Origin of the sequence: Haloferax sp. YSSS75, assembly GCF_046764215.1 — an archaeon.
GTDB lineage: Archaea > Halobacteriota > Halobacteria > Halobacteriales > Haloferacaceae > Haloferax.
Genome location: NZ_CP177207.1, coordinates 139,607 through 151,740, shown reverse-complemented (window position 1 = coordinate 151,740; position 12,134 = coordinate 139,607). Strand labels below are relative to the sequence as shown.

General features: G+C 60.0%; 12 protein-coding genes. 8 read left to right on the top strand and 4 right to left on the bottom strand.

Annotation, left to right across the window (positions count from 1 at the left end):
- Positions 1-15 precede the first annotated feature (15 nt).
- Positions 16-981, top strand: a complete 966-nt coding sequence (locus ACK3R5_RS16735) for an NADPH:quinone reductase (RefSeq protein WP_411968919.1) — start codon at positions 16-18, stop codon at positions 979-981.
- Between the two features lie 15 nt (positions 982-996).
- Here the strand turns inward: ACK3R5_RS16735 and ACK3R5_RS16730 are convergent, their stop codons facing one another.
- Complete coding sequence (locus tag ACK3R5_RS16730) at positions 997-1,863, bottom strand: NAD(P)-dependent oxidoreductase (protein WP_411968918.1); 867 nt, start codon at positions 1,861-1,863, stop codon at positions 997-999.
- Positions 1,863-2,264 (bottom strand): cupin domain-containing protein, encoded by a 402-nt coding sequence (locus ACK3R5_RS16725; RefSeq protein WP_411965864.1) that lies wholly within the window; start codon positions 2,262-2,264, stop codon positions 1,863-1,865. The genes ACK3R5_RS16730 and ACK3R5_RS16725 overlap by 1 nt, the downstream gene beginning before the upstream one ends.
- 134 nt (positions 2,265-2,398) lie before the next feature.
- Between ACK3R5_RS16725 and ACK3R5_RS16720 the strand changes: the two genes are divergently transcribed.
- On the top strand, positions 2,399-3,286 hold the full coding sequence (locus ACK3R5_RS16720; RefSeq protein ID WP_411968917.1) for an NAD(P)-dependent oxidoreductase: 888 nt from the start codon (positions 2,399-2,401) through the stop codon (positions 3,284-3,286).
- 39 nt (positions 3,287-3,325) lie between these two features.
- Here ACK3R5_RS16720 and ACK3R5_RS16715 read toward each other — a convergent pair whose 3' ends face one another.
- Positions 3,326-4,741 (bottom strand): MmgE/PrpD family protein, encoded by a 1,416-nt coding sequence (locus tag ACK3R5_RS16715; protein WP_411968916.1) that lies wholly within the window; start codon positions 4,739-4,741, stop codon positions 3,326-3,328.
- 150 nt (positions 4,742-4,891) lie between these two features.
- Here ACK3R5_RS16715 and ACK3R5_RS16710 point away from each other — a divergent pair, with 150 nt between their 5' ends.
- Both ACK3R5_RS16710 and ACK3R5_RS16705 read left to right on the top strand, forming a co-directional pair.
- Positions 4,892-6,472 carry a class I adenylate-forming enzyme family protein gene (locus ACK3R5_RS16710; protein ID WP_411968915.1) on the top strand — a complete coding sequence of 527 codons (1,581 nt, stop codon included), beginning with the start codon at positions 4,892-4,894 and terminating at the stop codon, positions 6,470-6,472.
- Positions 6,473-6,541: 69 nt separating this feature from the next.
- Entirely contained in the window at positions 6,542-7,402 is an 861-nt protein-coding gene (locus tag ACK3R5_RS16705; protein WP_411968914.1) for an MBL fold metallo-hydrolase, read from the top strand.
- A 27-nt stretch (positions 7,403-7,429) separates the two neighbouring features.
- Here ACK3R5_RS16705 and ACK3R5_RS16700 read toward each other — a convergent pair whose 3' ends face one another.
- Positions 7,430-8,461: an NAD(P)-dependent oxidoreductase gene (locus tag ACK3R5_RS16700; RefSeq protein WP_411968913.1), complete on the bottom strand. Its 1,032-nt coding sequence runs from the start codon at positions 8,459-8,461 to the stop codon at positions 7,430-7,432.
- A 165-nt stretch (positions 8,462-8,626) separates the two neighbouring features.
- On the opposite strand from ACK3R5_RS16700, the gene ACK3R5_RS16695 reads away from it, so the two are divergent.
- The 4 genes from ACK3R5_RS16695 to ACK3R5_RS16680 are packed head-to-tail and all read left to right on the top strand — an operon-like array spanning position 8,627 to position 12,066.
- Positions 8,627-9,508, top strand: coding sequence for a branched-chain amino acid ABC transporter permease (locus ACK3R5_RS16695; protein WP_411968912.1), 882 nt, complete (start codon positions 8,627-8,629; stop codon positions 9,506-9,508).
- A 3-nt stretch (positions 9,509-9,511) separates the two neighbouring features.
- Entirely contained in the window at positions 9,512-10,576 is a 1,065-nt protein-coding gene (locus tag ACK3R5_RS16690) for a branched-chain amino acid ABC transporter permease (RefSeq protein ID WP_411968911.1), read from the top strand.
- Position 10,577: 1 nt separating this feature from the next.
- Complete coding sequence (locus ACK3R5_RS16685; protein ID WP_411968910.1) at positions 10,578-11,366, top strand: ABC transporter ATP-binding protein; 789 nt, start codon at positions 10,578-10,580, stop codon at positions 11,364-11,366.
- A complete protein-coding gene (locus ACK3R5_RS16680) occupies positions 11,359-12,066 on the top strand; it encodes an ABC transporter ATP-binding protein (protein ID WP_411965873.1) in 708 nt (235 codons plus the stop codon). Before ACK3R5_RS16685 ends, ACK3R5_RS16680 begins: the two co-directional genes overlap by 8 nt.
- Positions 12,067-12,134 lie beyond the last annotated feature (68 nt).

Genomic DNA, 12,134 nt, shown 5'->3' with positions numbered 1-12,134 from the left:
ACTCTCTGAAATCTCATGCGAGCCGTTCGATTCCACGAGACTGGCGGCCCCGAAGTACTGGCCGTCGAGGACGTTCCCCGCCCAGAGCCACGAGCAGACGAAGTTCTCATCGAGACACGGGCCGCCGGCGTGAACCCAACCGAGATATACTCACGGACCGGTGACAGACAACACCCGCTCCCTCGAATCCCGGGAGCCGACGTCGCTGGCGTCGTTACGGACGTTGGTGACGTCGTCGATGGATTCGATGTCGGTGACCGCGTGTTCGCGACTGCCCTCCAAAACGACCGACAGGGAAGCTACGCCGAATACGTCCCCGCGCGCACCGACCGGGTCGCCCATCTGCCAGACCCCGTCTCGTTCGAAACGGGCGCAGCAGCGGGCGTCGTCACGACGACGGCGTGGCTGGCATTCGTCGAACACGCGCGAGTGACTGCGAATACGACGTGTCTCGTACACGGTGGGAGCGGTGGGGTCGGACACGTCGCCGTCCAACTCGCCAAGGAGATGGGGGCGACGGTTGTCTCTACCGCAGGGTCGCCAGAGACGCGCACTTTCGCCCGTGAGTGTGGTGCCGACGGGGTTCTCGATTACTCCCGGCCCGACCTAGAGGCATCAGTGAGAGATTCGGTCGATGGAGATGGCGTCGACGTCGTCTTGGACCACCGAGTCGGCGACTACCTCCAGTTCGACCTGGACGTACTCGCGGCCGGAGGCACGGTACTCGTCATCGGCAACCCCCAAGACGAGTGCCACATCTCGGACCTCTGGCCTGCCATTCGGACCGACGCGACGATTCAGGTGTTCGCCATGTCGAACGCCCCAGACCTCAGTGCCGTCCTCGACGAGGTTGCACCGTTACTCGCGGATGGTCGACTAGACGTACACGTCGAGCGTCGGTACGACTTCGAGGAAGCTGGTGAAGCACAGCGAGCTATCGTTGAGGATAGCTTCCCCGGAAAAGCGATACTCGTCCCGTGAAACGATGGACGGTCCTTACAGGTCTTCGTAAATCTTCACGATGGCCGAGCAATCGAGGTCACCGTACCCCATCGACGAGGCGAGACGATACAGACCGCTGACGCCACCGAGCAACATCGGGACGTCGTTGTCGTAGGCGAAGCGTTCGGCCAACGTGACGTCTTTTTCCATCAAGTCGAGTGTGAACTCCGAGTCGAATTCGTCGGGGATGATGAACCGCGACATGTTTCGGTCCAGTGCGTAGGACGCACCCGATGCGTCGGCTACCGTCTCGGCGAACGTCTCGTCGTCGATGCCGGCCGACCGTGCCATCGCCAACCCCTCGGCCAGTGCGAGTTGGTTGAGGCCGAGGAGGTAGTTGTTGACCACTTTCAGCGTCACGCCCGCCCCTTGTGGGCCGACGTGGTGGACAGTCTTGGCGATACAATCGAGTACTGGTCGAACCCGTTCGAGGACTGATTTCTCACCGCCGACGATGACAGTGAGGTCACCAGTCGCGGCGTTGCGCGCCCCTCCACTGACAGGAGCATCGAGGAAACCCACACCCGCCGCAGCACAGGCGTCTGCAACTCGATTCGACGCCATCGGAGAGACGGTACTCGTATCAATCAACACGTCGTCGCCACCGAGTCCACCGGCGACGCCGCCTTCGCCGAGTGCAGCAGCTTCGAGGGCGTCGTCGCTGGGGAGAGACAACAGGACTACGTCCGCGCGTCGACCCAACTCTTCGCCCGACTCGGCACTACGTGCACCCTGACCGACGAGCGTTTCGACGCGCTCGTCGTCGATGTCGAAGACGACAACGTCGAACTCCGAGAGGAGGACGGACGCTACTCTCCCACCGATGTTCCCGAGTCCGACGACGCCCACAGTCGGACGCATCAGTTGTTCTCCGGGTTCCACTCGTCGAGCGATTCGTACGGCGGGGCCCAGATGACGATGAGTTCGAGCGCTTCGTCACCGGTGTTCTTCACCTGATGGTAGGCGTTTCGCGGCAGGTAGACGAACGTCTCCGGACGGAGTTCGTGAGTCTCCTGGTCGGACTCGTCGTCGGGGTGGCTGATTCTCACCGTTCCTTCGCCCGAACGGACGAAGATGAGTTGTTCGACCGACTCGTGGGCGTGCCAGTAGTCCTGTCCACCCGGTCCCATGCTGGTCAGGCGGAAGACGACGTCCTCAGACCCTCGCTCTGGGTTGACGAGTTCACGGGAGTTGGTCTCTTCGTGGTGTGGTGGTGAAAATGCTGGCACCTCTTCGGGGGTGATGACGTAGGGGTCACTCATGGGCTGTGTGAGTCAGTAACACCGTGAGTCGGTATTACTCTTGCCCCCGCATCGTGGCAGACTGATACCCGACTACACGCCCTGTTGCGTCGGCGTCTGGTTCGTTCCAGCGTCGAAAACACCATGGCACTACGATGCACACGTCGGGTATGGTACGAATAGGATTCATCGGTCTCGGAGACATGGGGAGTCAGATGGCGCGACATCTCGTGGATGCGGGACACGACGTTCGTGGATTCGATGTCGACGACGACACGCTCGCCGACGCTGTCGAAGTCGGCGTGACACCAGCCAACTCGAGTGCAGACGCCGTCGCCGGGGCCGAAGTCGTGTTCCTCTCGTTACCCGACCCGCAAACGGTCGAACTGGTCGTCGAGGAACTCGGCGACTCTGTCGAAGCGGGGACGGTGGTCATCGATACGACGACGTCGACACCGTCGACGACAAACGATATCGCCGATGACCTCGCAGAACAGCGTGTCGACGTCCTCGGTGCACCAATCAGCGGTGGGAAACACGGTGCAGCGGCGGGGACGCTCTCGGTGATGGCAGGTGGTGACGAGGCAGTGTACGAAGCGTGTACACCGCTGTTCGAGGCGTTCGCCACCGACTGTTTCTACGTGGGTCCCGAACCCGGACACGGACACGCGGTGAAACTTCTCAACAACATCCTGTCGTACACGACGTTACTCGCCACCTCAGAGGCGGTCATCGTGGGGCGCGCCGCAGGACTCGACCCGGGACTTCTCGTCGACGTGTTCAGTGCTTCGACCGGTCGCAGCAGCGCGTCGGACGACAAGATACCGAATCAGGTGTTGACTGGGGACTACGACACCGGATTCCCACTCTCGCTCACGGAGAAAGACGTCGTGCTGTTCACCGAGTTCGCCGAGGAATTGGGGACGCCTGCACTCATGGGGGCAGTGACACGAATGCTCGTCGGGTTTGCGCGCTCTTCTGAGGGTGACGACGGTGACATGACTCGCGTGTACGACTTCCTCGAACGAGTGATGCTCAGGTGAGTGCCGAGGAGAGCACACAGGAGTGACGCGAACGAGCGTCTATCCGCGGAGATACGCGGTCAGTGTCTCCACACGGTCCACGTTCGGGAGGTCTGTCGCGAGTGCGTGTAACTCGTCGAGTTCGGTTTCGTCGAGCGAGCGCCCGGCAAGCGTCCGATACTTGTAATCGAGGAACTCCTCTGAGAGTGGGTTGGCGGGGTCACCGCCACACGTCTCCAAGTGAGCGGTGTGTTCCTCACCATCCGTCGTCCGAATGGTCACGCGCGCTGGGAAGTAGTCCGGGTAGTGAGCGTCGAGTTCTGGGTCGTGTTCGACCTGCACGGCATCGGCCAACGAGAGTACTCGTTCGTCGGACAGATACGGTTCGTCGAACTGTTCGAGGAACGCCTCGCCGGCGACGAGTGCGACGGCGACGCTGTAGTGGAGGCTGAACTGCGCGTCGGTTTGGCCTCTGGGTCTGACTTTGTTGTCTCGGGGTTCGGCGACGATGTCCATCGCAGGACCGAGCAGGTCGACGTGGATTACGTCGATATCGTCGGGGTCGACGTCGTGTTCGCGTTGAATCTGCAAGGCGGCGTCGATAGGTGTCTGATTGTACCGACAGCAAGCGTGTGGCTTGATTCCCGTTCGCGTAATCTCGAACTCGTAACCGTCGTCGATATCCGCGAACAGTCGGTCGACGTCGCCACCGCCAGCGTAGGCCGCGAGGAAGCCGTTCGTCCCCTCTAATATGGTTTCGGGGCCCGTGTATCCCCGTGAAGCGAGCTCCGCCGCCAGCACGCCACCCTGCGCGGCCCCCCCGGGTTGGATTCGCTTGCTGAGCGTGCCCGTGGCGAGATACTCCTGATTACCGCCGGAGAAGCTCCCCGCGATACCAACAGCGTTGACGGTTTCCTCGAGACTCAACCCTTTCAGTCGGGCCGCGGCGAGGGCCGCACCGAAGACACCACAGGTTGCCGTCGGATGGAACCCACGACGATAGAGTTCGGCAGGGTCGGCCGCACGACTGATTCGAATCATACACTCGTACCCGGAGACGATTGCTTCGAGTAACTCTGTTCCAGTCGCCCCTTCGGTTTCACCGACGGCCAGCGCCGCCGGGATGACGACGGTTCCAGCGTGAATCGACGCACCGCTGTGGGTGTCGTCGAGTTCGATTCCGTGGGCGATGGTGGCGTTAGCGAACGCCGCCGCGGGTGTCGGTGACCCCTCGGACTCACCGACGACTGTCGCGTCGCCCTGGCCGTAGACCGCCCGAATCGTGTCGCGTACGATTTGGCTCGACTCTGCGGTCGGTGCGCTCCCGAGCATGACCCCCAAGAGGTCGACAAAGAGTGTGTGCGACCGTTTCTCTGCATCCGATGTGAGGTCGGCGGCATCGATATCGAGACATCGCTCGACGAACGCTTCCGTCTGTGTTCGCTCCTGTCGCTTCGCTTTTGTGTCGGCAGTCATCGTACTCGCCTAATGTGTGAGAGTCATAGTCAAGGTTTCGTCCATCACGAAACTTATTGTGGTCGGCATCCGCTTTTCGAACGATGGTAACGATTCACATAGACACACCCCGTCCGGCGGTCATTCCGTGGTCGTCCGAAACTACCACCCATGACACGACCAGATAGCACCACACTCTCCGCACTCCTCGACGAACTCGTCGACGTGCGAGGTGAGCAAGTCGCACTTATCGACGAAGAGCGAACGTGTACGTACCGAGAGCTCGGAGAGCGCGCGTCGTTGGTCGCGGGTGGCCTCGCTCGGTACGGTGTTGGCCCCGGTGACCGCGTCGCCATCCTGATGGAGAACCGAATCGAGTGGGTCGAGACGATGTTCGCCGCGATGCGTCTCGGTGCCACCGTCGTCGGCGTCAGCACGTGGGCCGAACGGCGGGAACTACGCTACTTCCTCGAACACTCCGGCGCAAACGCCCTCGTCGCGACTGCCTCGTTCGCAGGGAAAGCGTTCACCGGAGAGTTGGAGGCGATACTCGGTTACGAATCCCAACCGGCAGGCAGTCTCGACGCCGAGGGAGTACCTGACCTCGACACTGTCGTCCTTCTCGGCGCGGACCGACCGGGTGCGGTGTCGTTCGAGTCCCTCTCTGAAGGCACGGCCCACGACGTGGAGAGCGACCCGAACGACCCAGACGATACTGCGTTACTCCTGTACACCAGCGGGTCGACGTCTCGGCCGAAGGGCGTCCCACTCCTACACGGTGGTATCGTCGAAAATGCGTACCACATCGGTGAGCGGATGCACCTCACACCCGACGACCGATTCTGGCTGGTCTCACCGCTGTTCTGGAGTTACGGGTCTGCAAACGCACTCGGAGCGATGCTCACACACGGTGCGAGCGCAGTGCTACAGTCACAGTTCGACCCCGAAGTCGCGGTTGAACTCGCCGCAGAACACGACTGTACCGTCTACTACGGAATGGCGAATATGGCACGGCGGATTGTCAACGCAGATAACTTCGACAGCGAGCAGTTGTCGTTCCGAACCGGGACGACCATCGGCCAACCGGAAGACGTCGCGTTCACGATGGACCGCCTCGGTGTGGAGGGTATCTGCAACGTCTATGGCTCGACCGAAACGTACGGAAACTGTGCCGTTACCGACCGAACCCTCCCTCGTGAAGTCAGACTCCAGACACAAGGGCGTCCGCTCCCGGGACAGGATATCGTCATTACAGACCCAGAGACGGGTGAGCGACTCGAACAGGGTGAGGTGGGCGAGATTCGCGTCGGTGGCCGAATCACGCCCGGATATCACGACGCACCCGAGGTGAATCGCGAGGCGTTCGACGAGGACGGATACCTGAAGATGGGTGACCTCGGCCGTCTGGACGAACACGGCCGAATCCAGTTCCGTGGCCGCCTGAAAAACGTCATCAAGACCGGCGGCATCAACGTCTCCGCGCTCGAAGTCGAGGAATTCATCCGGACACATCCCAGTGTCGAACAGGCCTACGTCGTCGGGCTCGAAGACGAGGAAAAAGGAGAGATAGTCGCCGCGGCCGTCGTCCCCGTCGACGGCGCGTCGCTCACTGAAGCGGCAGTTCGTGACCACTGTAGAGAACTGTCGGCGTACAAACGGCCAGTCAAAATCGCCATCACGACGGCTGATTCGCTCCCCGAGACCGACACCGGGAAAATCAAACGGCTCGCGATGACCGAACTTTTCGAGTAGACACACGGCCTCTGTTTCGAGTTTTCGCCGTGGCGAACCTATATTACTGCCCCCGTGGACGACTGAAACATGAACGGAACGACCGACTGGTTCGACGTCGACAGAGTCGCTGATGGCTGGTTACAACTCACGGAGGGGAACCCGGTCCTCCCGTGTCACTCACTCGTCGTCGAAGATGGCGACGACTGTGTCCTCGTCGACACGGGCCTCGGAATCGGCGACTTGCCGGGGATGGTTCGCGAACTCACCGGTCACGACGACCCGACGGTTCTGCTCACACACTCACACTGGGACCACATCGGTGCCGCCCCCGAGTTCGCCGACGTCTCGATTCACGGGGACGAGCAAACTGCCGATGGGAGCGTCGCAATCGACGTCCTCTCCGACGAGTTCGGACAGCGACCCGGCCAGTTCATCCAGAGTTGTATCGACCAAGGCGTCGAGTTCCCAGACGGGTTCGACCCAGACGGGTACAGTATCGACCCCACGGACGGTGTCGGAACGCTCGAACCGTGGGAGGAGATTTCGGTGGGTGACAGAACACTCGAACTGGTCCCGATACCAGGGCATTCACCGGGACAACTGGCCGTCCTCGACCGAACGGCGGGTATCTGTCACGGCGCAGACGTCCTCGAACCGGGCGGGGAAATCTTCGCACAGTTCCAGGACTCCGACGTCGACGTCTACCGTGAGACGATGGCTCGACTCGTCGACTTACGTGACGAAGGGGCGTTCGATACGCTGACGACAGGCCACGGTGACCCACTCCACGGTGACGAACTCTCGGTTCTCGACGAGGTACAGGACGCACTCGACAGCGTGGCAAGTGGTGAGATACCGGCCGAAACCGTCGAGACCAACTACGGCCCGAAACTGCAGTACGAAGTCGGTGATGTCGTCGTGCTCACAAAAACGGAGACGAGCACGTAACTGTCACTACGTGAGTAAGCCGCTTCCTCAGTCTTTTGCCTCGCCCATCACCTGGTCGAAGTACTTGTATATCTCTGTGTAGTCCGCGTCCGAACCGAGTTCTCCGCGGACATAGCCGATGAGTTGCCGGATGGTCCCACCGGCCATGAACGGTGTCTTCGTCTCGTTCGAGACGTCCATCAGTAGTTGCATGTCCTTCTCGACGAGCGCCATCGAGTACTCCATGTCGTAGGTTTCGGGGAGGATGTACTCGGGGAACTTGAACGATGTCGCGGTGTTCCGTGCACTTCCCGAGTTGAACACGTCGAGCATCGTCTCCGGTTCGAGGCCGACCTGTTTTCCGAGGACGATTGCCTCCGACGTACAGATCATAGCCACGAACGAGAGGTAGTTGTTGGTCAACTTCATCGCGTGCCCGTGGCCTGGCTCTTCGTCGATGTAGACGACGTTCCCCCCGATAACATCGAATATCTCCTCACAGCGCTCGAAGACGTCGTGGTCACCGCCGACCATCACTGCGAGCGTGCCCTCCTCGGCCCCAGAAGGGCCACCGCTGACGGGCGCGCCAAGCACGTGGACGCCGTGTTCGGCAAGCTGGTCAGCGACGGCGTTCGTCGTCGTCGGTTTCGACGTCGTCAAGTCGATGAGGACGTCGCCTTCGTCGAAACCGTCTTCGACTTCGTCGACGACCATCTGTACCTCGTCCGGGCCTGGAAGCGAGAGCATGACCACGTCGGCCTGTCGCGCGACGTCGGTTGCATCTTCGGTCCCGACAGCACCTCGTTCGACAAGTGATTCCACAGCCTCGGGTCGTGGGTCGTAGACGACCATCTCGTAACCGTGCTCGAGGAGTTGGATAGTCATCCGGCTACCCATGGCCCCGAGTCCAATGAAGCCTATGCGCACCATTGTAACGGCGTTTGACGCGGTGTGTGATAACTGTTCGCGTCCGAGGGGACGCAGAACGAGAGGCTCCGATTGTAGCCGGGGACTCTCCTGTAGCCGGTGACTTTCCAATTGTTCGCTCGCGTATGAGAAACAAGCAGTCTCGAAGAACACAGGCCAGAGCAGTCTCGAAAACGACTCCTGATTTCGAGGGAGGCACGTATCAACCACGCCTCACGTTGATGCGGTTCCACGTGGCAATTTCGCTGACGGAACTGTGAATCTTGGAAATTATGCCGACAACAATATTTATCACCTCACCGTAGGTCATTATCTACCATGGTAGATGCTGTGTCGATAGTACAAGCGATGCTGACAGGGCTGATGCAGGGTGGCGTGTACGCTCTCATCAGTATCGGACTGACAATAATTTTCGGCGTGCTCGGAATCATCAATTTCGCGCACGCCGAGTTCATGATGCTCGGGATGTACACTGCACTCGTGTTGTTCTTGGGGTTCAGTGTAAGCCCACTCATCGGGTTTTTCCTCTTGCTCCCGCTGTTCTTGGTAGTCGGAGCCTTGATTCAGCGGGTGCTCATCGAACCAATTATCGACGAACAGGAAGACGCGCAGCTGATTCTCACGTTCGGAATCCTGCTCATCCTGCAGAACGGTGCGCTCGTCTTCTTCGGGTCGAACCCGCAGACGATGAACATCGCCTACTCCTCCGAAGCGTTCCGATTCCTCGAATTCACCGTGAATCAGGCGAAAGCCATCGCGTTCGTCTTTGCGATTGGGGCCGCTGGAGCGACGTTCGCGTTTCTGCGATTCACTGAGTTCGGGCGAGCGATTCGTGCGACAGCGAACAACTCCGTTGCGGCCGGGTACGCAGGAATCAACGTCCGCCGTGTGTACATGGCCGCGTTCGGACTCGGAATCGCACTCACGGCAACCGCTGGCGCCCTGTTGGTGATGTACTACCCTGTCTCGCCAACCGTGGGGTTCAACTTCATCGTTCTCATGTTCGTGGTGGTCGTTCTCGGCGGCCTGGGGAGCGTGAGAGGTGCACTCATCGCCGGACTACTCATCGGAGTCATCGAGGCACTCAGTACAGTGTGGCTCCCACTCGAACTCCAGCCAGCGGTGGTCTTCGCACTGTTCCTCGCAGTGGTGCTCCTGCGACCACAGGGTCTGTTCGGAACTGCCCAGCGGGGGGTGTAAACGATGAGCTCACTAGTCTCAGACGAGCAGCTTCAGCGCATTGGGTGGAGTGCCTTCGCAGTCTTCCTCGTCGTTGGCGCCGCCCTCCCACTGGTCGTGGACGACCAGTTCGTGCTCCGACTGGTGATGTTCGCCTTCATCTGGTCGGCCTTCGCAGTCGCCTGGAACCTCTTCAGTGGGTACTCCGGGTTCATCTCGTTCGGTCACGCCATCTTCTTCGGCGTCGGAGCGTTCACGTCGACGTGGCTCCAAATTAACATGGAGGTCATTCCGTGGATTGGCATGGTTGCTGGCGCGGTTTTCGCAGTCGTTATCGCAGTCACCATCGGCTACATCACGTTCAGTGCTGGCCTCTCGGGGATTTACTTCGCCCTCTCGATGCTGACGTTGCCACTCATCGCGGCACCCGTCGTGACGTGGCTTGGCTACATCGAGCTTAGTATCCCCATCGCCACCGACCAGCCACTCATCAATATGTCCTTCTTGGGTATCGAAGGCTACTACTACATTTCGGTGGGGCTCTTCCTGTTGACGTTCGGTGTCGCCTGGTGGGTCCAACGGAATCGGCTTGGCTACTACCTTCAGGCAATCAAGAGCAGCGAAGAAGGTGCGGCCAGTCTCGGTGTCAACACGACACGATACAAGATTCTCGCGCTCTCGCTGAGTGCGTTCCTCTCGGCGTTGATTGGAACTGTCTACGTCCAGGCGAACTTCATCTTCGCGACGAACGACATCTTCACACTGACGACGTCTGCTCAACCGGTCATTCTCGCAGTCGCCGGTGGACTCGGCACCCTCTTCGGACCTGTCGTCGCCGGGTTCACCCTGTTCCCCATCGCGGAGTTGCTCCGTGAAGAACTGGGCTCTATCATCCCCGGAATCAACGGAATCGTCTACGGATTCGTGCTCATCTTCATCATCATCTACCTCCCTGATGGTATCTACGCGGGTGCCCGCAACCGACTCTTCTCGAATCGCACCTCGCGTAATGTCGAAACAGGTTCGGCCAAAGGTACTACTGGACGAGACGAACCGATGAAGAGCGACACGAAAGAGGGGTCTGACTAACATGAGTTCACAAGAGCAACCGACAGACACGAGCACCGCCGAATCGACCATCCTCGAAGTCGAGGGGGTGTCCAAACGCTTCGGTGGCCTCGTCGCCGTCGACGACGTTAGTTTCACTCTCGACCAAGGAACTATCCTCGGGGTCATCGGGCCAAACGGGGCCGGCAAGACGACCCTATTCAACGTCGTCAACGGGTTCCTCGACCCAGAAGAGGGGTCGGTCCGACTCAACGGCGTCGATATCACCCACGCTGACCCGAGCGAGCACGCGAAACAAGGCATGGCCCGAACGTTCCAGTTGGTGAAGCCCTTCGGACCGCTCACCGTGCTGGACAACGTGATGGTCGGGTCCTTCCTCAAGACGGGGTCGCGGAAAGAAGCAGAAAAACTGGCGATGAAACGACTCGAGTTCCTCGGGCTCGAGGAGATTGCTGACGTCCCTGCACAGAACATCACCGTCGCACAGAAAAAGAAGATGGAGCTCTGCAGGGCACTGGCGACAGACCCCGAGATAATCTTGGTGGACGAAGTCATGGCCGGCCTCCAGCAAGAAGAACAGCGAGAAATCCTCGATGCGCTCGAGAGGATAAATAGCGCTGGGACGACCATCGTCCTCATCGAACACGTCATGGACGCACTCATGGAAATTTCCGAACGAATCATCGTACTGAACGAAGGCAAGCTCATCGCCGACGGTGAGCCCGACGAGATAGGGACGAACGACGAGGTCATCGAAGCCTATCTTGGTGAAAGCTGGCGGGAACAACAGGAGCGGATGAGCGATGCTTGAAGTCTCCAATCTCGACGTGGCGTACGGCGAGTCTCAGGTCATCTTCGACGTGAGTATGTCGGTCGAAGAGGGTGAGTTCGTCGCGATGATTGGGCCGAACGGAGCGGGGAAGTCCACACTGATGCGGACGATATCGGGCGGACTCGCAGCGAAAAGTGGGAGCGTCACGTTCAAAGATGAACTCATCACCGGAATGACGCCGTCGGACATCGCCCGTCGTGGGCTCATCCACGTCCCACAGGACGATGCGCTGTTCAACGACCTGTCCATCATCGACAACCTCCGCGTCGGTTCGTACATGAAACACGTCCGCGGTGACCGCCAGGAGAACCTCGACTTGGTCTTCGACATCTTCCCACGCCTCGAAGAACGTCGTAACCAGTTCGCGGGGACGCTCTCCGGCGGTGAACGGCGGATGCTCTCGATAGCGAAAGGACTGATGGGCGAACCGGACCTCATCTTGCTCGACGAACCGAGTGCTGGACTCGCACCCAACCTCGTCGACCTGACTTTCGAGCGTCTCGAACAGATTCGCGACGAGACGGGGACGACCATCTTCCTCGTCGAACAGCGCGTCATCGAATCCCTCGAAATTGCCGAACGAGGGTACGTCCTCGAGAACGGTCGAATCGAACTCACCGGCCCCACCGAGGAACTCATACAGAGTACCGCAATCCAGGAATCCTACCTGGGTCTCTGAGAAAGGCCATCCAGTCCGCGGGCGTTTCCCCGCGCTCGCGTCTCTTTTCGATGTGAAATACGACACTG

Coding starts and splice junctions, on each gene's coding strand:
- ACK3R5_RS16735 (WP_411968919.1), top strand. CDS start 16: ATGCGAGCCGTTCGATTCCACGAGACTGGCGGCCCCGAAGTACTGGCC.
- ACK3R5_RS16695 (WP_411968912.1), top strand. CDS start 8,627: ATGGTAGATGCTGTGTCGATAGTACAAGCGATGCTGACAGGGCTGATG.
- ACK3R5_RS16705 (WP_411968914.1), top strand. CDS start 6,542: ATGAACGGAACGACCGACTGGTTCGACGTCGACAGAGTCGCTGATGGC.
- ACK3R5_RS16730 (WP_411968918.1), bottom strand. CDS start 1,863: ATGCGTCCGACTGTGGGCGTCGTCGGACTCGGGAACATCGGTGGGAGA.
- ACK3R5_RS16715 (WP_411968916.1), bottom strand. CDS start 4,741: ATGACTGCCGACACAAAAGCGAAGCGACAGGAGCGAACACAGACGGAA.
- ACK3R5_RS16685 (WP_411968910.1), top strand. CDS start 10,578: ATGAGTTCACAAGAGCAACCGACAGACACGAGCACCGCCGAATCGACC.
- ACK3R5_RS16680 (WP_411965873.1), top strand. CDS start 11,359: ATGCTTGAAGTCTCCAATCTCGACGTGGCGTACGGCGAGTCTCAGGTC.
- ACK3R5_RS16710 (WP_411968915.1), top strand. CDS start 4,892: ATGACACGACCAGATAGCACCACACTCTCCGCACTCCTCGACGAACTC.
- ACK3R5_RS16720 (WP_411968917.1), top strand. CDS start 2,399: ATGCACACGTCGGGTATGGTACGAATAGGATTCATCGGTCTCGGAGAC.
- ACK3R5_RS16725 (WP_411965864.1), bottom strand. CDS start 2,264: ATGAGTGACCCCTACGTCATCACCCCCGAAGAGGTGCCAGCATTTTCA.
- ACK3R5_RS16690 (WP_411968911.1), top strand. CDS start 9,512: ATGAGCTCACTAGTCTCAGACGAGCAGCTTCAGCGCATTGGGTGGAGT.